Here is an 18,896-nt window from a genome sequence, read left to right as displayed (position 1 = left end):
TTTAAAATAAATCTAAACCATGAACGAACAAAGTAAAAATGCCGAATTAATTAAGTTTTTAGGCATTAGTTTAGTACCTATTCACCTCTTTTTTTATTATTATCCCTTATCAAGAGCCAATTTTAAAATTCAGTTTTTAGACCACATCTATGTTTCACTCATCGAGAAACTACCGATGTTAAAATCATCGCTCTTCGTGAATGTTTTGGCGGTAATTATTCTTCTAATTTATGCCATAACGACCCCATTAGGAAAGAACAAAGAATTAGATAGGAAGGTAATTGTTAAAAATACACTTTTGGGCGTATGCTTAGTGGTATTATCAATTTTGATTTTTTATCTCTTGCCTTATACCGATTGGGGATTTTATATTTATGTAAGTCTCTTGTGTGTAGCCTATTATTTTTACATCAGTCACATCGTCCTGTTTTTGCAGGTAGTACAGATTTCAAATGTAGATACTTTCAACTGGGAGAAAGAAACATTTCCACAGATGATTGAGAAAATAGAAACGCCTTTTAGTGTGAATATTCCCTATTATTTTTTCTTTGAAGGGAAATGGCATCGTGGATGGTTAAATTTTGTTAATCCTTTTCGTGCCATCTTAGTGGCAGGTTCACCTGGTTCTGGAAAGTCATTTGGGACAATCAATTTAGCAATTCACCAATTGATACATAAAGGTTTTTGTCTGTATGTTTATGATTTTAAGATTCCAACGTTGGCGTTAGAGGTTTTCAATGGACTTTGGCACTATAAAGAACTTTTGAAGCAAGAATATGGGAGTATTGAGCAATGGGAGCGTTTAACTAAGAAGAAGTTTCCCAAATACTACCAAATAGATTTGAAAAATCCCATGAAAACGCATCGAATTAATCCCATTTCATCTAATTTAATTTTGGAAGTAGTGGATGCCACAGAGAGTGCTAAGTTTATTATGGAAGGGCTTTCTGGGTCAAAAGGTGGCGGAGATGGTGGTAATAAATTCTTTGACCAATCAGCAGAAAACTTACTGACCGCTTGTATTTATTATCTCAAACGAAAATCAAATCAATACGGACAAGAGTTTTGTAGTTTGCCGCACGTGGTTGAACTTTTACAAAGACCTTACGAATTGTTATTTCCTTTATTGATGTCTGACCCTTATGTCAGAAATATCGCATCGACCTTTCAGAGTGCTTTTGATAAAGAAGTATTTGAACAATTACAAGGGCAGGTAGATTCATTGAAAATACCAATGGGACAGCTCAGTGACCCCAATATTTACTGGGTATTTACAGGAGAAGATTTTAATATTAACATTTCAAATCCTGAAAATCCAGCTTGCTTAGTGATTGGTAACGACCCCGATAGAGAAGAAACTTACGGAGTATTGCTCTCATTATTAAATGGAAAACTCACGAAAACCATCAATAAAAAGAACCAATTGCCGTTGGGAGTTATTATTGATGAATTGCCAACGCTTCCTTTTAATTCCATTAATAATCTCATTGCGACGGCTCGCTCTAACAAGGTAGCCTGCATTTTAGGAATTCAAGATACTTCACAATTCGTTCATCGGTATGGGCAAGAAAAAGCGAATATGATAATCAACATGGTTGGCTCAGTGGTTACAGGACAGATTCGAGGTGAATTAGCTAAAACGGTTTCTGAATGTATCGGGAAAATTAATCAAGAGCAAGTTTCGGAAAGTTTATCGGCACAGGGAATTTCATACAGTATTTCTAATCAATTAAATGAAGCGGTAACGGTTTCAACGATTGCAAACTTATCACAAGGAGAAATGGTAGGCACAATTTCAGATGACTTCTCTGCTCCTTTAAAATTCAAGCGTTTTCATGGTAGAGTTGACGCTCTGGCTCATGAAGCTTCGCCAACTACCCAAATGCCCATCAAAGAGATTCCTGCATTGAATATGACGTTCGAGTTAAAAGAAAATGAAACAGAAGAGCAGCGAAAGCAACGAGTACAAATCATTGTTCGACAAAATTATGAAAAGGTAAAAAGTGATTTAGTATTACTTCAATTCTTAGAAATAATCAGGTATCAATTTCAAAAAAAGGAAGGAATAGAAATCAATTTGGAGGTATTGGCAGAGAATATGCTAAAATATATCATGACAATTAATCATTATGTGAGTAATGAAGGGCTAAGTCCGCAGGGCGAAAAGTTTATGGATAAGTTAGAAATTATGAACGAGCTTTTCCAGCAACATATATCCACCAAAATTGCTTTATGCGATGAAGAAAGCCGTTCATTTTTAGTCAATGATAGTGTGATAGAACCAAAGAAGAAAACCTATTTTGATTATAACTCAACCGAATGCCAAGATTTACAGGCTCATTATCGAGAGTTTTTCCAAGTTTTTTTGAGTGATAATTTATCGAACTGGCGACGAGAAGAGCGTGAGTTTGGGTGGGATGAGTAGGTGTGTTCAATATATATGCTACTAAATTACGTCTAATAGGACAGAGAGAGATTATTAGATACTCTTTGGTGTATCTGATTGACAAACAGTTGATTACCGTATAGTAAGTTTATTTGTTTGACCAAAATATTTTCCTTAGTTTTTCTAAAATTAAGGAAAATATTTTGGTCTAATTATATAATGTAGCAAAATTGGTTCTTCTTCAATTTTGGAGAAAAAGATTCTCAAATTTGGTTCGAAAATTTTATGATTTATTGTTTAATTTGGTAGAAATAATGTAAGTGTACTGATAGCCAAAAATTGAATTATCTGTTTTGTTTATTATCCTAAATTCAACATAATTGAATGATAATATTTTTAACGAAATTCTACTAACCAACCAATCTCCTCCAAAACCACTCCACGCCACCCACACCTTGAACTGTCAAAAATTTAGTACCCCAAACCAACAAGATTTGTCCAATACAAAAAACAAAAAATAATTGATTGTAATGTGAGTGTAAATAAACACTGTCAAACGTCCAAAGCGTTGCTAAGAACAGGTTTTGACAGAGATAAAGTGTTAGCGACCTTCGTCCCAAATTTTCTAATTGTCCAGCAACGAACGTATATTTTTTATACAAATAATTAAAGCCAATGACAAAGCAGGTTGAGAGCGATAAGACGTAGATAAAGAAATTTAGTCCTACTAAATTTTTCCAAATGGGTGATAATAAATAGGTTAAGCTACCTAAAACTAAGAAAAAGCAGAGCTTAAAAAGTTTCCTACGATGAGTTATTATCAAACTTCCGAATCTTGATACCGCCATTAAATAGCCCAATGTCGCAAGCAAAAGCATTTCTAAATGAAAAACTATTCCAAAATAGCGGGAATGAATATTGAGACTGAAACAATACTTGATATTATCGAAGATAAAATTATTGGTGGTCAAATAGTTAATCAAGTTCCCTACTTTATGTATATCTGGAGGAATTGTATAGATGGAAAGTAGTGTGCAAATTGTTAAAATACAAATGATGAATTTAGGAGAACTGCGTAATGGTTTTTGAGAGAAATATAGTAGTAAACCGATGATGGCAAATTCTTTTAAAATATCTCCGTAGAAAAAACAATTATTGAGTATGCCAATAAGAAATAAAATTCCCATTCTTTTGGGAAAAGAGTTATGGTGCTTTGCATCCGTTTGCATTAATTTCCCGAAGCCATAACCAAAAATGATACTCAAACAAAACCAGCCTTTATCATTAAAAAGTAGTAAAATTAGCGAAATGATAGGAGTAGGACGTAAGGCATTAAAAACTGCAAAGGTATTAAAAAGTCCAATCCAAAGAATAAAATACCCTCTTAGAGCATCAATGACCCCGATTCTTTTGTTTTGTTTCATTTTTTTGACTGGTCTGTTCTACTGCATTTTTAATAATTTTTTCCTTTGATAGAGCAACGGACGGTGTTTTTTTGAGCCTTCCACCATAGGCTGATTCATCTAAAACGGGAATACTCAGTTCTTGCTCTGGTTTGATAGAAATTGCTTCTTTTTTATTTTTAAAATCAAATTGTAAACCTTTTTGAGAGTCTAAAAAAACGACAGCATTGAATGGTTTTCCTGCTTTGCTGGTCATTCCTTCTATGTAAAGCGGTTCACCTTTTCTTAAAATATCTCTTTGTTCATTATTCAAAGAAACTCCTAAAAGTATCTTTGGAGCGTCAGGAGTGGGTTTTATCTGTAAGTGACCATCTGTAAGGCTTACCTGAGCCGAAAAAACATTCCCCGTTTTAGCAGAAATCATATCTTGAATCAGTACAGATTCTCCGTTTTTAAGTGCTTGTTGTTGTTCGGGACTAATTGATACTCCCAATATTTCTTTTGGGATGGATAAATCAATTTTTTTGAAAGAAAGCCCACGAGATAGTGCGTCAACACTCACAACCGCATCCCAAGATTCAGTTCCATCTTTTGACTGTAAACCTTTTAAAATAATGGGAGAACCTTGACGAAGCTGTTCTTTTTGAGAATCCGTCAGTGATACGCCGAGTATGGTATCGGAAATGGAAAGTCGATTGGCGTTCATGGTTGCCAAAGTATTTGTTTCTTTATCAAGGGCAATATATTTTGGGGTAGCGATACCTTTTTCATCAACGTAAATAATCCGATTCATTGTCCCAAATTTTTGCAAATTCTCCATATCTTCCGAAGTGATTAGGGGTGATAATGACTGAGGTATTTGGAGTTGCTGTTGTTTTTCAATAAAATGTAAGCGAGGTTTCTGTTCATCATAAAGTAGAAGGTATTTTCCTTGTTTGGCAGACTCCGAATCGTCTAAGGTTAGTAGGGGAGAGCGTTTCCCTGCCATTAGGTTTTTTGCCATTTCCGTTAAATCTCCCGTTGCTTTAAAGCCTTCGTGAGTGATGATAGCTGCATTTTTGAGTAGCTTGCTTAGTTCTTCCGCCAGAGCAATGGTATTCTGTAAATGCTCCTTTTCATTGAATTGTGCCATGATTGTTTTGATTTAAAGTAGAGATGAATTAAACTTGATTAGAAGCCTTATTACCTGCATTTTGCCCACTTCCTCCCAATCCATACACAAAAGAATTAGGATTAGCTCCCTGATTAGAATTATGATTTCCTGATGTAGCAGAGGACTTATTTGCTCCTGATTGCATGACTTTCACTGCCTCAGCTAAAGGTTTACTGAGCATTTGGGCTGATTTGATTGCCATAAAACTGGTGGCTGCCACAAAAGTAGAACCTGAAATGGGTGAGCTGGTCATGCCACCTGAAGCACCACTGATGACTAAGGATGCCAAAGAAGGTGTTTTCATAACGGCAAAACAGCCAATAATTGTTACTCCGATGGAAAGAAATACTGGAGTCCAGTCGATAGTTTGAATGGTGTCGTAGGCTTCGAGTCCACTATTGATTGCTCCTACGCCTCCCAATGCCATCGAGCCTAATAAATGAGTGTTTTTAGCAAATGCAATTAGGACTTCGTAGGAATTTTCATCCGAAATGTTTTTGAGTCGGTAAGCAATTGCCAGACACATATTAGCAACTGGAAACCACAATAATTTTCCAACATAATTGGCATAGAAATTCTTCCAATTATCCGAAAAAGCATGAAAGATAGAAAGACCAATGGCAACTGGACCAAATGCCACCAAAATGGCTAAATTGATATTCTGCATGGTTAATATGGCTAAATAGCTGATTTTTAAAGCTATATTAATGAGCGTGTTTAAAACCCCAACCAGCATCCCAATCCACCAAGAAACAGAAGTAAATAGTTTTACATTGTAATAAATACTTTTCATAGTGGATACCATACTTTCATAACCCTCAGCAATCGCTTGTTTTACTTCATACATTACACCTTGTTCTTTATCAACAGCTCCATCGTTGGGGTTATTAGGGTCGGCATTTTTTAATTTATCCGCTTCGGATTCTTGATTGTCTAAAATGGCTTTCTCCAAATCCACCTTGTATTGCTTTTCTAAGGCATCATTCTTTTCCATGTACGAAATCGCCCAACCCTGTGTTGATGCTCCGATGGGAGAAACCAAAAAATCACATAAACTGAGTGTAGTATTGTAAAAAATAAGCATTAATGCCAAAAAGCATGGTCTTACCAAAGATTCCATGTGTGTCGCTAAACCATCAGCTTCACCAGTTGCCATGATACGCCACATTTTGAGCGATACCCAAAAGAGTGAACCAACACCCGCAATATTTCGCCCGACGGTGATGAAAGGAGAGAAGGCGGTTTTAATATCACGAGTGATGGTATTAATTTCGGTAATAAGCGTTGCAATTTCCATAGGTTTAGTTTTAAACGAGGTATTTTTAAATGGCTTTGAGCGTCAAATGATAAATAGGGGTTTCTATCAAATTTTCAAACTTTCGGGTGAATGTTATTTGAAGCGTATCGCCCGAAAAGTGTAAGTATGATTTATCAGGCTTGACTAATGGAAAATGATAAATATTTGACGCTGTACTTTTAAAATCTTCTTTTTGCATTTCTCTGAATTTTCCGCTAAAAATGAGTTTGGGAACTTTATTGGCTATTTCTGCTTGCATTTGTAATTCAAAAAGATGATTGCTTACACTTCCAATTTCATCATCGTGTTTTATAACGCCTTTATCGTGTATTTGATAAATAGCAGTAGAATCAAAACAATGAAAAGCCAAGGCATCAATCATTGGTTGATAACGGTGTTTCAACCAATTAGGCGAGGAATTTACTTTCCACTCAGCTTTAGCTTTGAATGGAGATTCAAGCGTAAAATCAATTAACTTATACTTTTTTTTGGCATAAAGTTCCAAGACTTTACTATTACTTTCGATATTTTCAGAGCTGTCTTTAGAGGAATCACAAGCATTGAAAAAGCATATTATTAGGCAGCAATTGAGAACTAAAATTAGTTGTTTCATGAGATTTAATTTATGTTGTTAAATTTGAAAATTCTTTACTCATTGTCAAAATTGAGCATTTTTGAAGAATCCATTGCTCCAGATTTTTGATAGAAATCATGGACTTTGAAACGAGTATCATCAACGTATTGATTGGTTTCTTTTTGATGTTTGATGGCAATTAGTTCGGCATGAAGTTTATTAATTTCTCCCTCTATTTTAGCGTATAAATCTACCTGCTTATTGATGAGTTGAATTCTATCCATATCCGTCAACCGCCCTAATTTTGCGTCAATTTCAACTTTTTGACCTTTGCCTTTTTCTTGTGCTGACCCTCCAAATAAACCACCCAAGCCGATTCCTAAAGCATCTGACATGGTACTAATCATCTGGTCTTGAAAATCTGCTGAAAGGTCATCTATTTTATTAGAAAGTGTTGATTCAATGTTACTAAACGCTCGACTCAAATCACCACCATTCGCTATATTTTGGAAAAAGGCATTGAGTCCTTCTTGATTATTTGTAATTCTCAAATGATGTTCTAAAGCCGCCATTTTTATGCCTGTTGGGTCATCCATATCTTCAAAAACTCCTTTGAGTCCTCCTAAATCACTGAGTTGGTTGGTGATGTTTTTGGTTGCACTATTGAAAGCTCTTTCCATACTTCGAGTATCGACTCGCCTGCCCATGCCTGTATCTGTTTGCCCTCCATTACTAAATGAGGTGGCTGCATCATCTGGATTTACCGCTGAACCATCCTGATTATCGACTGTATTGGTGAATGCCTGATAACGTGTATCAATGGTTTGAATTCCTTCCCTAATTTGATTAAAACGCCTAATGAAAACCTCCTTTTGTAAAGGGGTGATGATAGCAATAATATTGTTGACAAAATAGGTTTTCACTTGTTGTAAATGTAGCAGAGTTTGATAGTTTTTTCCTCGAATATCCATATCCTTCTGATAGTAATTTTTGATTAAATCAGAAGGTTTATTGAGGTAATTAAATTCAGCTAAATCCATGTTAAACTGGGTTTTTACAGTTGAATTCATTCCGATGATGTCAGCGGTTGTTTGGTTTTCTGTTTTCAGTTGTGAGTTAGCAATTTCCTTTTGGTCGCCTTGAATTTTACCTATCAATTTTGATTGAATCACTTGAGCGATGTTTTGGGCTAAATTAGACGGGTCAATGACGGCTGCCGAAAGTGTGTGAACAATCAGCAATAGGGATAATGCCATCCAAAAGCATTTGATTTTTCTCATGGTTTATTAAAATTTTAGCTTGATTAAAGAAATAATTTTTGTTAGAAAATATGCGTTTGCGATGATGAAAAGCAACGGCAACACAAAGGCATTTAGAAAGAAAACTGCTTCATGAAATGAAATACGAATTGCCTTTTTTTTAGTGATAAAGGCTTCTTTTTGTTCTTCTTCTGCATTGACAGGAGGTGTTTTAAAGAATTGCCAATGAATTTTAGAAAAGATTATTTTCAAGTTGATAACATATTCAAAGGGAGATTGGGACTGCTTATAAATTAGTCCACAAACTTGAAATAGTATAAATAATACAAAACCTACGATTTGACTGGTTGGCACTATTCTTCCAGTTTCCAACTCCCATCCCCCCACAATGCCAATGCCATAAAAATAGGGTAGTACGTACAGCCATTTATTATGATATAAGTATTGATTCATCCGTCCTTGTAAATGATTTGTAGGTATTCCCGAAAGCACGCCTTTTCTTTCTACCAAGAAAACAGCGAGGAAAAATATGCTTACCGTTAAGGATTCTATAATGGTATCTAAAGTCATTTTGGTTTGAGTATTTTGGTTATAGTGAGATAGATAGTTAGTTTTGTAGATACTAAACTATTTGTGAAATCTTGTCTATTGTCTATGAAAACGTATTTAATTATCGTGCTTCTACTGATGAATCCAAATCTTTATGCCCAAGTAAGTGATTCAACGCTCCATCATGTTTTCGGTGCTTATGTACCAAAGGAATTATTGAAACTTTATTTCGAAGAAGACCACAAAACAGAACTTACTAACGACTACCTACAAGCCCTTTCGTTTAAAATACCCTTGTTGAATCCGATTGCTAACCAACGTATCAATTCAAGTTTTGGTTATCGTTTCCATCCCTTGACGGGTGAAATGAAAAAACATCAAGGCATCGACCTTGCGGGTATAAAAAATCAACCTATTCACGCCGCCGCCGATGGTAGAATAATTGAAACTGGATTTCATGTTTTTCTCGGTAATTACATTAAAATACAACACCTTTTGGGTTATGAATCTCTGTACGGACATTTGTCAAGGATACAGGTAAATCTTGACGATTTTGTTTATCAGGGTCAAGTTATAGGTCAATGTGGTAATACAGGTCGTACTACGGGAGTACACTTACATTTTGCCATTCTTTGGGAAAAACAATATTTAAACCCATACTCTTTTATCTTTTAAGTATTCAAGCTCTTTATCTGACAACAACATTTTTCTGTACCTCTTTCACTACGGAATTCCACTCGGTACTGAGCTTTAACTTGAAAGCTCCTTTTTCATTTGGTGGCAAAACTTTGATATTCAGATAGACCAAATTTTCCTTTAAATCATAACTTGAAAAACGTATCACGTCCCCAACTCTTTGGGTTTCTGAAAGCTTTTTGTCCTCATTATTGACCAGTTCGTACAGAATTTTAAGGTCTTTGTCCGTAGAGGTCTTTAAAATGATGTCTGGCTTTGGTTCTTTTAAAAGAGAAGTGCTGATGGGTTTTAAATACATTTCAAATTGTACCCAATCACCCGTTTTGATGGTATCATTCTTGGTCTGAATGAAGCTACCGAAGTGATAATCAAAAACACTTGCATCCAATACACTGGTATCAATTTGTGGACGGCACCCTGTTAGTGTTGTGGTGATGATTAAACAGATTAAAAAATATTTCATGTTAACGTATTTTACATTTGATTCCCATTTGGGCATTGGCTTTAATATTTTGAGAAATGTTTGCAGTAGTGGCATCCATATCCAATCGTATGAAAATGCCAAATTGACTGATAAGGTACTTTTCCAGATTCAAACCTATGGTGAGTAAGGGATAAATTTTCTCTTGATTTAACGCTAAATTTGGTGAGTGTTGTAACGTTTCAAGACCCAGCCCACCGCCATACAAAAGTCCCAAATAGGAGAGATGATTTCGCCCTTTTACAAGGGTCGTTTCGTATGAATACTTGAGTAAGAAATTCTTGAAATTGGCGGGACTATCCATTACATTTTCCTGCTTGTACATAATTGCGAGACGATGATTATTTGCCTTTGCATTACTCACACATAGCCCCAAACCCCAAAGTTGTTCTCCATGCGACCACTCAGAAAATATATTTCTTAAATTCGTAGATTGTCCCTGATTGTCAAAAAGTAATGGAATACCTCCCGAAAATTCCAAATAAATATTACCATGATTCCGTATTTGTGCTATTGCCGAAAAGTCAAGCAATATGCCCAATAAAAGTATTTGTAGTGAATAAAATAGCCTTTTCATAGTCGGTTCATTTGGTAGTAAAATGTTTCGTAATCCAATTTGAGGGTCATATTTCTACCGCCATCTTTCTCGGCAATATCAATTTCTACTTGTTTTTCTTGACTGATAGAAAATTTCGGAATCATAAATACAAAATCAAATTCTCCTCCCGAAACCCCTAATTTGGCTTCATTGGAAATTCCATTGCGTTCCACATAAGCAAAGCTTGGTTTTAACTCTACTTCTTGGCTTACCTGCTTTTTGCGACGAGCTTTGTCTCGAATATAAAATTTCATAAAATCCATTGTGTAATCTAACGGAGAGCGATTATTCATCTTAATTCCGATGATGATGTTACCCTCTTTAGTTGCTAAACTGGTGACCTTGAAGGCTACCTTTCCCGATTTTTCGGCAATGTGTCTAATGGCTGTTGTTTTACTTTTCCCTTGAAGAATGACTTTTTTTGCGAAAACAATCATCTCTGTTTCAGTATAATAGGTATCAGAGAAGATAATTTTTTCGGGTCTGGTGAAATCATTATAGTCAAATGTTTCATTCAGTCCATTACACATATTGACATTCAATTTATTGGGTGATTCGTTGTAAGAAATTACAAAACTGTAATATGAACCATTGGCGGTAATTACGGTAACGTTGCTTTCAAAGAAGCCAATTTGATTGGCTTTGACCTTCAAAACGTTTTCAACTCCAGTCACTTTTTCGCAAATAACTCTATCCGAGCCAGCATCAAAGTATTTGACAGGAGAATCAAAAACAATATGTGAAGTTTTATAAAAGGCAACACTCAGCGGATAACTCCCTTTGATGTTATTTTCTTTAAATTCTAAGACTCTCTTTTGACGACTTAGGCTTGAAATAGACGCACTTAAAGAATCTTTGGGTATTACACTAAGCTTTTGTCCCTGACTTTCAAGAGCTAATAATACGCAACTCAAGCCTAACATATATTTGAATTTCATGGTATTAAGGTTTGATTAAAAGAAATAGTTGCTGTCCTGCCGTGATGCTGATTTTTGTATCTCTGATTTTGGCATTGATGTATTGATTTGCTCCGTTGAGAGATTGGTTTACTAAAGAACCTGCTACTTGATTTCCGACGGTTTGAGCTAAATTCCCTTGTGGATTATAGACTAAAAGCGGATTTACAGAGCCAACGGTACTTCCCATATTTTGTCCCCATGCCTGTTTCTGCATTTCGTTTTCGGCATCAATACTCACTTTAAGTCCAATGAGTCCATCTAAATCCATAACCTGAGCATTCAGTGGCACAAACACCTCATTTTTTAAGTACCCTTCTACGCTAATGAGTAGCCTATCTCCTTGTAAATGCGTTTTTGCTCCCAAAATATCTCCTGCTTGATAGGCAATTCCATTGATATTTTTTGACTCAGAAAGCATGATTTTAATGGTTGTATTGTTTCTCACTACTTTAGATTCCATCAAACGCCCTCGAATCAATGTGTTGATGGATTTGTTTGGGCGTGAGTTTGTTTTTTGAATTCCAATGACATTTGAATACTGAGGATTGGCATTAGCATTTCTATCTTCATGACTTGAATAAAAACGGTTTTTACTTTGCCCATTTAGTAAGTCCTCAGTGGCGAGAGACGCTAACAAAACATCATCGTTATAGTTAAATCCATCCTCTTTTTTGGGTGATTTTATCGTAGAAGCGTTTGAAGGCGACAAATTTGCAATTTGTGGCGTTAAATGTCCTTTTTTCTTATCTTCTAACTCCTGAATCCGTTGATTTAGTCGCTCAATTGTTTGTTGATGTTTGACTTGGTAGGCATTTTGATTCACTAAATGACCTTTGTCAATTGAAGCACTCAAAGATTTCTCTTGATTTGCTTCAAGAATTGAGTTTCGATGATTTCTGGCAATGGTAGTCTGATGACTCGATATTGATTTTATTCTTGTTTTCGGACTGCTTTTAGCTGTTCTTCGGTAGAAATCACTTTTACTATTCTCTTTTTTGACTTCTAAATCCTTTTGTGATTCAAGGGCTGAAAATTCGTTTAAAGTATCTTCTCCGACTTGTGAAAAGACGTTTCTTTCTTCAATTTTTTTGTCGGCTAAAGGAATATCTAAACTCACGGAATCAAAATCTGTTGATTTTTGGGCTTTGGCTTCAGATGGTGGAAATATGTAAAGATAAAATCCTACTAATATCAGGTTTAGAATCAATGTGATGGGATATTTTATAAAACGGAGGTTAAAAAACTTCTCCATAATTCTTCGATGTTTATGGTTTAATGTTAAAAATGATTTCCCTTAATGCCCCGACTACTAATTTCTTTATTCTCCACAATTTTGAGTTTATTCAGATAATATCCATAGAGATTATTGTCGGTACGGTCTCTTTTTTCGACTTGAAATTCTGTAATCAGTGAATTTTCTTTTGTTACGCCACCTTGCCCACGAATCAACATTTTGCCGTAGAATCGTCCCCATTCGTTATGAAAGGCAATACTGTCGGTTTTAATGTACTGAATGGCATTTCGTTGGACTAAATTGTTATAATAATTTTGACTATTGTAAAATTCATAAAGCGGAATGAAATCGGCATAGTAAAAACTCTTCTGAATATTGCGATGAATTTGTTGTTCATCTGGTTCTAAACGAAAGAACAATTCATGGGCTTTGGTGACGATAGCTTTCTTTTCTAAGGTTTCAAAACCATCATTATAAATATCATAAACCTTACGGATTTCTCCGTTCCTATCCATGATATACGGTTGTGGTTTTTGAGCAATAACCGCTTGTTTATACAAAATCAAGGTAGTCAATACTATTAAAAAACAAAAACTTAAACTTCCGATTATTAAGTATTTACCCGTTTGGATGCCTTTGTCAATATCTCTAAGGTATTTTATTTCAAAGGTTTTTTCCTTATTCAAATTCATAAGCAATGATGTTAGGATTGTTGGCAATTTTGGAACTATAATTATATTTTTCGTCACAAAAACGAATGACTTCTTGAGGCGAACCACCGTGTTTATCGGTTAAGTCTGCCAAGTAGTTGATGGTGGTTTCAAAGCTCCGATTGAATTCTCGTAGGTAAAGAAATTTAACTAAGTTTTTCTCTGGTGCTTCACTGGTATAAGTCCAATATTCTTTGGGGGAAAGTAGAATTCCATAGATACCATAGACCTCATTTGTCCACTGAATCATGAGTTCTCTGAATTTATCGTCAGGTTTTAAATCACGATTGAGACTTAATAACATAGACACGTGTTTATCTTCCAAAGAAAGCACTTGAGCCACTTTATCAATTTTTTTCATGTACTTTGCCATCGACAAAATAATCTTAATATCAGACTGAGTAACGACTGTTTCTTTGATTATGGGTGATGAAATAATGTCGTCTAATTCTTGGGTAATAAGTCCAATTGTCCCTTTGAACTTACGAGCCGTTTTGTAAACCTCCTTGATGTATTGGGCAAACATATCTGACATGATAGCTTTCCAAGCTTCTTCGATAATGAGATATTTCCGCTGATTAAGTTTTTCTTTTAAAATCTCCTCATAAGTTCCCATCATGTAGATAACCACCAAAGGAAACAGTATTTTGTTGCCTTTAATATTGTCAAGTTCAAAGACGATAAAACGCTCGTTTTTTAAGTCAATATCATAACTGGCATTTAAGATTTCGCCGTAAATACCGCCTTCGTAGAATATCTTTAGCACATCTAAAAAATGAAGTATATCAAATTTACCTGAAGTATTCAAATGCTGTAATTCCTTATTTTTAAACAATCCTGCCATGTATTCATAGTAGGTATTAAAGCAAGGAGATAGTTGAAGATTTTCTTTTTTCTGCGTGCTAAGGTAATTATAATAGTAGCTGATGGACTGTAAAATGATATTTTCATCTAATTTGCTTGGTTCATCATCGCCTTTCCAAGCTTTGAGTAAGATTTTGAGAATCATATCAATTCTTCTTTCGGAGGGCATTTCTCCTTCAATCATGAAAGGGTTTATTTTGATGGGCGTTTCATCTCCAAAGGAAAAATATGAGCCTTTCAGATAGTTTTTACAGAGGTTTTCGTAACTGTGACCTACATCCACTAACATCACAAAAGCACCACTTTCTACCGCCCAACGTACCAAATAGTTCATGGTAACGGATTTTCCCGAACCTGTTGGTCCCAAACAAAAGAAATTATACCCTGTAATTGCCTTTCTTTGCCGAGAATTTCCACTTTCTGCAAAAATATCTACGATAACTCTTGCACCATTTCTATTGACTAATGGTAATCCTAATGCCGATTTTCCATCAAAAGTAAAGGTTTCTTCAAAATTCAAAAATGCCGAACCTACATCGCTATACGTGAGTATCATTTGGTCACTACCAATATTACCTGCATTTCCTGGCATGGTATTCATAAAGACAATCGGGAGTTCTTCATTACATTCAAAAGGTATTAAATCTACCTTTTTGAAACCATCATTAATTTGTGATTTCAACAGTTTGTAATCTTCGTAGCCTTCGGCAGTCCAAAACACCAAATTAGCGTAAAAGCGAATAGGCGACATTCTTCCCGTGCCGTCCACAAGATTTTGCAGAAATGCTTTGGTGTCTTGTAAAGAAGATTCATTTTCTTCCGAGAAAGACAGAATACCACTTTTTTGTTTGATAAGACTTTGTAAATCCGCTTTAATGAGGTCGGTACTTTCTTTGTAAATCACAACATTGTAAATACACTCCCCGTCTATTTTGTGTGTGAAAGGTTTACACAAAGCTGATGGGAAAAAACTAATTTCTGTTGAAAGGTTTTTGTCTGCTGTAAAGTTGGCAATAGTATCATTAAGCGAAAGAATCGAATCAATGTTAAAAATACCCACGAATTTGTCACCCACTTTTAAGCAGTTTTTGTCTTTGTGGTAAAGAACATCTTTCATAGAGTTTTGCGAGTCCTGTGTGAGCATCAAATATTTTTCACAAATGCCCATTCGACTACGACTACCCAATAAATCTGCTTCTGGAACTAATTGATAGGTAAAATCTAAACCTTGAGTCAAAGAACGAAGAAAAGAGATAACCCCTTGCTGAAATTTATCAATGATTTCCCGAGATAGATTTTTCTTATCCATCTTCAGTAATGAATTGAATAAATCATTGCTCGACAAGTTTTTCTTTGTTGGAGGTATATTGACTAAGGTAAAAAACAAATAGCTTTTGGTTTCTTTAAATTTCTTTTCATACAAAAGTCGTTCATTCGCTGAACCTAAAAAGGTCTCCGAAGAAGCTGGTAAACTAATATCATTTTCTCCGTAATGGTTGAAACAAAAGAAAGTTTGGGCGTGCAGGAGCGTATTCGGTAGCAAGGATGCAAAAGCATTCTTGAAGTTTTGGTTAATGAGGTTGTAATTGTCCGAAGATAAGGCATTTAGATTCGCAAACGTACACTCGTAGGCAAAGGTAATATCCCCGTTGCGACTCAGTAAAGCCCCAAAATCAGTTGCTCCCAAAATAGGGAAATTTTCTTGGGTATTAATAATCATCGTTAATGGGTTTAGAGGTTTTTAAAATTAAGTTTAGAGGTAATTTGTTTAAACTGAGTTTAGTATAGTTTTATTTTTTTTAGAGATGGTCTTCCACCTTTTATTTTTTCCACACGGTAAAAATATTTAACCAACATCTTCTGATAGCCGTAAGCTCCTATTTTACGAAGGAAATTGAACGTATAAAATCCCACAGAGGCTACCAGACAAATACTTATGACTGAACCCACCAATAAATGGTCGATAACTAACGCTAAACAAAGACTTACCAAAATCGTTATTAGCATCACAATACCAAAAATTAGTATTAAAGACATCGGAAACCCTTTGAAAAACGGTGGTTGATTTACTCCTCTGTGGGTGTAATATTGGTTAATCATTGTTTTAGAAGAATAATATTTTAGCCAAACCTACCCCAATAAGAATTACCAACGACCCCATCATCACCCCTTGTAAATTTTTAAAAGCTTGTTGGTCGCCTTGTTTATATTTAAAACCAGCCGAAGTAATACCAATAAGGAATACCACTCCCGATATAGCCATTAGTAGGGTTGTGACTCCGTCCAAGATACCTTGAATTTCTGACGCTCCTGATTCGGATGCAGTGGCTACTTTTGTACCCCAGTTGCTTTGTGCCATCAGGGCTTGACCATAGAAAGTTGCCATAAGGCAAAGGGCGGTTCTTCCGACCGCCATACATTTTGTTTTCATAGGAATTAGATTTTAATGATAACATTATCTGTTAGAATGAGGTATTTGACTTCCTTCTATTAGATATTTGAATAAGTTTAGGTATTTAATTTAGGCAGCCGAATTTCATTCCTTATATCTTTTCCCCAGCCTGAGAAAGCATTCCATCATACTCTACGTGTTTCGTCATGATTTGGGTTCTGTGGTCATGCTTAGGCACTTGGGGAATTGGATTATCCAAGATAGAAGCTTTATCCCTTGCGGTATTGCCAATAAAGTAATCATAAAAGAAAAATACTGCCCAAGTAATTAGGGTGAGGATTGTTACGTATTTCCCGTAGTGTGTCCAATTGAAAAGCAAAATAGAGAAAACCATTTTAAATGTATTAAATTTGGGTTTAGAAATAATTAGGACAAATATAAGATAATATTAATTATGTATATAGTTAATTAATAAAAAATATCATTTAAAATGCAAAAAACTTTTATTCATTACCTTTTCGTGTTTTGTACTAATGGCAAAAAACGCCTATTGTTATCGGAAATTCACGCTGATTTTGCCAGTTTAGCCTATAAATTTTGTTATGAATTAGGCTACGAATTATGCTCTTTACAAATCACAGAGGATTTCATTGTGAGCATGGAGGTGAAAACAGAGGTTTCAGATGAATCTCCTCATACATTTATTACCAATTTTAAAGCTTATATGGGCGGAGAATTGAGAAAAAAATACTCCTTTCTTAAAACCAGAACGCCAGGTATGTGGACTCGTCAGCATTTAATTCAAACGATTGGTCAAGCACAGCCTAATTTAATTAGTGATTTTGTAGATGCTCAATAGACATTTATCCGATTCCCTTATTTAAAGACTTGTCGATTTGTTGCTGCTTTTGAGTTAGTAAATCATTAAATTCCATTTTGAAGGCAAATATTTCAACAAAAGTGGCATTCCGTTGTTGTTTTTGAAATAATACTTGTTCCGCTACATTCTTGTAAAAATACCGTTCTTGGTCGGTGAGTGGTCGATTTTTTTCCTCTTTGAAGGTGTTTAAAGCATCTGGGGGATTTTCTGCTAATAAACTGACTCCCGACCGAATACTGGATTCAGAGGTGACAATCGCTCGTTTATAAAGGCTCATATTTCTGAATTTATTTGCCTTGATAACACCTTCTACGGTTGGTGTGAGTGCCTTTTCTCTTTCATCGTGTGCTTGTTTGGGGACATTTCTACCTGCACCTTCTAATTGATACATATCTTCATATCTTTTTTCAGTATATAGTCGGCTAATCAAGCGATTTACTGCCAATAATTTAATATCCGTTTGAAAACCCGCTTTTGTATATGTGTCCATCATCTCATTTAAGTCATTCGGATTTTTGAAAGTAGTTTCTAAACTGAAGGAAAACCCATGCTTGAGACAATGTGCTTGTAAACCATCTTTAAGACGGTGAGCAAAATCGGAAGTAAGCAAAGGAAATTCTTTAGGATGCAGGCGATTCAATTCTAAGGCTCTGGGATAAAAGGCTCTTAAATTATCAGCATTACAAACAACAATATTTCCTTGATATGCTTCCTGAGTAATGCGTTGGATTTCGGTTTTCCCTGCTCCAGGTTGAGCTCCTAAAATGGTAACAACTGGATTTTTAGATGGGTAAATCCCCGCTGTTTCCGAAACGATGATGGTGTTTAGAGCTTTTTGATAATCTTCTTCCCCAACGGGATATTTGACTTTTAAGGTGTTGACTACTTCATTATTCATACGCATTAATTTTTTTTAGAATAGGTCCATATTGGTTGATAATGGCTTGTAGTTTTTCGGGGGTATTATGCAGATAAATATGTTGAGTCAATTGAGAAATTTCATCCAATTTTTGCTGGTTTTCGTTCCGTTTTTCTGAGCTTGACTCATCACGATTTGCCTCAATAGCATAATGTGCTTTTAGTCCGTACAAAATACTATTTGAACTTTCTGTCAGGGCATACATATCTTGAAAGATGGGAGATTGGGGTGTTTTACTTAGGTTTTGATTATCTGTTTTCATGGTGTTTTTTTATGCAAATTTACGAATTTTCAAGTAGATTAGCAAATATCTATATCTCATTAATCTTCTTTTTTGCTAATTTTTGAATGGTATTTCTTCGTTAATATATTTTTTTTCTACTTAATGGAATATATAAGCCATTTGTATAAAATATTAATTTGGTGTACTCGTATTTAATATGATGTTTTTCTATCTTTACGTATTGTACACTCATGATTATTAATAACCTTTCCTACCCCAAAACCCATTCAACCTTTTAATAGATTTGTTTTCTCCCTAA

General features: G+C 35.2%; 20 protein-coding genes. 3 read left to right on the top strand and 17 right to left on the bottom strand.

The features are described 5' to 3' along the window. Positions 1-19 precede the first annotated feature (19 nt). Positions 20-2,425, top strand: coding sequence for a type IV secretory system conjugative DNA transfer family protein (locus VB796_RS21445; protein WP_323348637.1), 2,406 nt, complete (start codon positions 20-22; stop codon positions 2,423-2,425). A 371-nt stretch (positions 2,426-2,796) separates the two neighbouring features. Here VB796_RS21445 and VB796_RS21440 read toward each other — a convergent pair whose 3' ends face one another. The 6 genes from VB796_RS21440 to VB796_RS21415 are packed head-to-tail and all read right to left on the bottom strand — an operon-like array spanning position 2,797 to position 8,642. Beyond that, on the bottom strand, positions 2,797-3,810 hold the full coding sequence (locus tag VB796_RS21440; RefSeq protein ID WP_323348636.1) for a DUF418 domain-containing protein: 1,014 nt from the start codon (positions 3,808-3,810) through the stop codon (positions 2,797-2,799). Beyond that, complete coding sequence (locus tag VB796_RS21435; protein WP_323348635.1) at positions 3,779-4,921, bottom strand: DUF3945 domain-containing protein; 1,143 nt, start codon at positions 4,919-4,921, stop codon at positions 3,779-3,781. Before VB796_RS21435 ends, VB796_RS21440 begins: the two co-directional genes overlap by 32 nt. A gap of 28 nt (positions 4,922-4,949) precedes the next feature. Continuing rightward, positions 4,950-6,239: a hypothetical protein gene (locus VB796_RS21430; RefSeq protein WP_323348634.1), complete on the bottom strand. Its 1,290-nt coding sequence runs from the start codon at positions 6,237-6,239 to the stop codon at positions 4,950-4,952. Positions 6,240-6,264: 25 nt separating this feature from the next. Next, positions 6,265-6,852: a hypothetical protein gene (locus VB796_RS21425; RefSeq protein WP_323348633.1), complete on the bottom strand. Its 588-nt coding sequence runs from the start codon at positions 6,850-6,852 to the stop codon at positions 6,265-6,267. Between the two features lie 35 nt (positions 6,853-6,887). Continuing rightward, entirely contained in the window at positions 6,888-8,093 is a 1,206-nt protein-coding gene (locus tag VB796_RS21420) for a hypothetical protein (protein ID WP_323348632.1), read from the bottom strand. A 6-nt stretch (positions 8,094-8,099) separates the two neighbouring features. Continuing rightward, positions 8,100-8,642: a hypothetical protein gene (locus VB796_RS21415; RefSeq protein ID WP_323348631.1), complete on the bottom strand. Its 543-nt coding sequence runs from the start codon at positions 8,640-8,642 to the stop codon at positions 8,100-8,102. Positions 8,643-8,726: 84 nt separating this feature from the next. Between VB796_RS21415 and VB796_RS21410 the strand changes: the two genes are divergently transcribed. After that, on the top strand, positions 8,727-9,296 hold the full coding sequence (locus VB796_RS21410) for a M23 family metallopeptidase (RefSeq protein WP_323348630.1): 570 nt from the start codon (positions 8,727-8,729) through the stop codon (positions 9,294-9,296). A 13-nt stretch (positions 9,297-9,309) separates the two neighbouring features. On the opposite strand, the gene VB796_RS21405 is transcribed toward VB796_RS21410, so the two are convergent. From VB796_RS21405 to VB796_RS21365, 9 genes are all read right to left on the bottom strand, one after another. Continuing rightward, entirely contained in the window at positions 9,310-9,780 is a 471-nt protein-coding gene (locus VB796_RS21405; protein ID WP_323348629.1) for a hypothetical protein, read from the bottom strand. 1 nt (position 9,781) lies between these two features. Next, on the bottom strand, positions 9,782-10,375 hold the full coding sequence (locus tag VB796_RS21400) for a hypothetical protein (RefSeq protein ID WP_323348628.1): 594 nt from the start codon (positions 10,373-10,375) through the stop codon (positions 9,782-9,784). Continuing rightward, positions 10,372-11,334, bottom strand: a complete 963-nt coding sequence (gene traN, locus VB796_RS21395; RefSeq protein WP_323348627.1) for a conjugative transposon protein TraN — start codon at positions 11,332-11,334, stop codon at positions 10,372-10,374. The genes VB796_RS21400 and traN overlap by 4 nt, the downstream gene beginning before the upstream one ends. A gap of 4 nt (positions 11,335-11,338) precedes the next feature. Further along, the gene (traM, locus tag VB796_RS21390) at positions 11,339-12,607 is read right to left on the bottom strand and encodes a conjugative transposon protein TraM (protein ID WP_323348626.1); all 1,269 of its coding nucleotides are present in this window, start codon (positions 12,605-12,607) and stop codon (positions 11,339-11,341) included. Between the two features lie 26 nt (positions 12,608-12,633). Next, the gene (locus tag VB796_RS21385; RefSeq protein WP_323348625.1) at positions 12,634-13,281 is read right to left on the bottom strand and encodes a hypothetical protein; all 648 of its coding nucleotides are present in this window, start codon (positions 13,279-13,281) and stop codon (positions 12,634-12,636) included. Continuing rightward, complete coding sequence (locus VB796_RS21380) at positions 13,268-15,883, bottom strand: TraG family conjugative transposon ATPase (protein WP_323348624.1); 2,616 nt, start codon at positions 15,881-15,883, stop codon at positions 13,268-13,270. The genes VB796_RS21385 and VB796_RS21380 overlap by 14 nt, the downstream gene beginning before the upstream one ends. Before the next feature lie 59 nt (positions 15,884-15,942). Then, on the bottom strand, positions 15,943-16,263 hold the full coding sequence (locus tag VB796_RS21375; protein ID WP_323348623.1) for a hypothetical protein: 321 nt from the start codon (positions 16,261-16,263) through the stop codon (positions 15,943-15,945). A gap of 4 nt (positions 16,264-16,267) precedes the next feature. Next, a complete protein-coding gene (locus VB796_RS21370) occupies positions 16,268-16,594 on the bottom strand; it encodes a DUF4134 family protein (RefSeq protein ID WP_323348622.1) in 327 nt (108 codons plus the stop codon). Between the two features lie 112 nt (positions 16,595-16,706). Continuing rightward, positions 16,707-16,949, bottom strand: coding sequence for a hypothetical protein (locus tag VB796_RS21365; protein ID WP_323348621.1), 243 nt, complete (start codon positions 16,947-16,949; stop codon positions 16,707-16,709). Positions 16,950-17,045: 96 nt separating this feature from the next. Between VB796_RS21365 and VB796_RS21360 the strand changes: the two genes are divergently transcribed. Then, positions 17,046-17,414, top strand: coding sequence for a transposase (locus VB796_RS21360; protein WP_109745250.1), 369 nt, complete (start codon positions 17,046-17,048; stop codon positions 17,412-17,414). A 4-nt stretch (positions 17,415-17,418) separates the two neighbouring features. Here the strand turns inward: VB796_RS21360 and VB796_RS21355 are convergent, their stop codons facing one another. Both VB796_RS21355 and VB796_RS21350 read right to left on the bottom strand, forming a co-directional pair. Then, positions 17,419-18,333, bottom strand: a complete 915-nt coding sequence (locus tag VB796_RS21355) for a zeta toxin family protein (RefSeq protein ID WP_323348620.1) — start codon at positions 18,331-18,333, stop codon at positions 17,419-17,421. Beyond that, positions 18,326-18,616 (bottom strand): hypothetical protein, encoded by a 291-nt coding sequence (locus VB796_RS21350; RefSeq protein WP_323348619.1) that lies wholly within the window; start codon positions 18,614-18,616, stop codon positions 18,326-18,328. Before VB796_RS21350 ends, VB796_RS21355 begins: the two co-directional genes overlap by 8 nt. Positions 18,617-18,896 lie beyond the last annotated feature (280 nt).

Source organism: Arcicella sp. LKC2W (assembly GCF_034931005.1).
Lineage (GTDB): Bacteria > Bacteroidota > Bacteroidia > Cytophagales > Spirosomataceae > Arcicella.
Note: the sequence above shows the minus strand (reverse complement) of the source record. Positions and strands in the feature narration are given on the sequence as shown.

Excerpts from the sequence above, each read along its gene's own strand:
- VB796_RS21445 (WP_323348637.1), top strand. The coding sequence starts at position 20 with ATGAACGAACAAAGTAAAAATGCCGAATTAATTAAGTTTTTAGGCATT.
- VB796_RS21440 (WP_323348636.1), bottom strand. The coding sequence starts at position 3,810 with ATGAAACAAAACAAAAGAATCGGGGTCATTGATGCTCTAAGAGGGTAT.
- VB796_RS21435 (WP_323348635.1), bottom strand. The coding sequence starts at position 4,921 with ATGGCACAATTCAATGAAAAGGAGCATTTACAGAATACCATTGCTCTG.
- VB796_RS21430 (WP_323348634.1), bottom strand. The coding sequence starts at position 6,239 with ATGGAAATTGCAACGCTTATTACCGAAATTAATACCATCACTCGTGAT.
- VB796_RS21425 (WP_323348633.1), bottom strand. The coding sequence starts at position 6,852 with ATGAAACAACTAATTTTAGTTCTCAATTGCTGCCTAATAATATGCTTT.
- VB796_RS21420 (WP_323348632.1), bottom strand. The coding sequence starts at position 8,093 with ATGAGAAAAATCAAATGCTTTTGGATGGCATTATCCCTATTGCTGATT.
- VB796_RS21415 (WP_323348631.1), bottom strand. The coding sequence starts at position 8,642 with ATGACTTTAGATACCATTATAGAATCCTTAACGGTAAGCATATTTTTC.
- VB796_RS21410 (WP_323348630.1), top strand. The coding sequence starts at position 8,727 with ATGAAAACGTATTTAATTATCGTGCTTCTACTGATGAATCCAAATCTT.
- VB796_RS21405 (WP_323348629.1), bottom strand. The coding sequence starts at position 9,780 with ATGAAATATTTTTTAATCTGTTTAATCATCACCACAACACTAACAGGG.
- VB796_RS21400 (WP_323348628.1), bottom strand. The coding sequence starts at position 10,375 with ATGAAAAGGCTATTTTATTCACTACAAATACTTTTATTGGGCATATTG.
- traN (WP_323348627.1), bottom strand. The coding sequence starts at position 11,334 with ATGAAATTCAAATATATGTTAGGCTTGAGTTGCGTATTATTAGCTCTT.
- traM (WP_323348626.1), bottom strand. The coding sequence starts at position 12,607 with ATGGAGAAGTTTTTTAACCTCCGTTTTATAAAATATCCCATCACATTG.
- VB796_RS21385 (WP_323348625.1), bottom strand. The coding sequence starts at position 13,281 with ATGAATTTGAATAAGGAAAAAACCTTTGAAATAAAATACCTTAGAGAT.
- VB796_RS21380 (WP_323348624.1), bottom strand. The coding sequence starts at position 15,883 with ATGATTATTAATACCCAAGAAAATTTCCCTATTTTGGGAGCAACTGAT.
- VB796_RS21375 (WP_323348623.1), bottom strand. The coding sequence starts at position 16,263 with ATGATTAACCAATATTACACCCACAGAGGAGTAAATCAACCACCGTTT.
- VB796_RS21370 (WP_323348622.1), bottom strand. The coding sequence starts at position 16,594 with ATGAAAACAAAATGTATGGCGGTCGGAAGAACCGCCCTTTGCCTTATG.
- VB796_RS21365 (WP_323348621.1), bottom strand. The coding sequence starts at position 16,949 with ATGGTTTTCTCTATTTTGCTTTTCAATTGGACACACTACGGGAAATAC.
- VB796_RS21360 (WP_109745250.1), top strand. The coding sequence starts at position 17,046 with ATGCAAAAAACTTTTATTCATTACCTTTTCGTGTTTTGTACTAATGGC.
- VB796_RS21355 (WP_323348620.1), bottom strand. The coding sequence starts at position 18,333 with ATGAATAATGAAGTAGTCAACACCTTAAAAGTCAAATATCCCGTTGGG.
- VB796_RS21350 (WP_323348619.1), bottom strand. The coding sequence starts at position 18,616 with ATGAAAACAGATAATCAAAACCTAAGTAAAACACCCCAATCTCCCATC.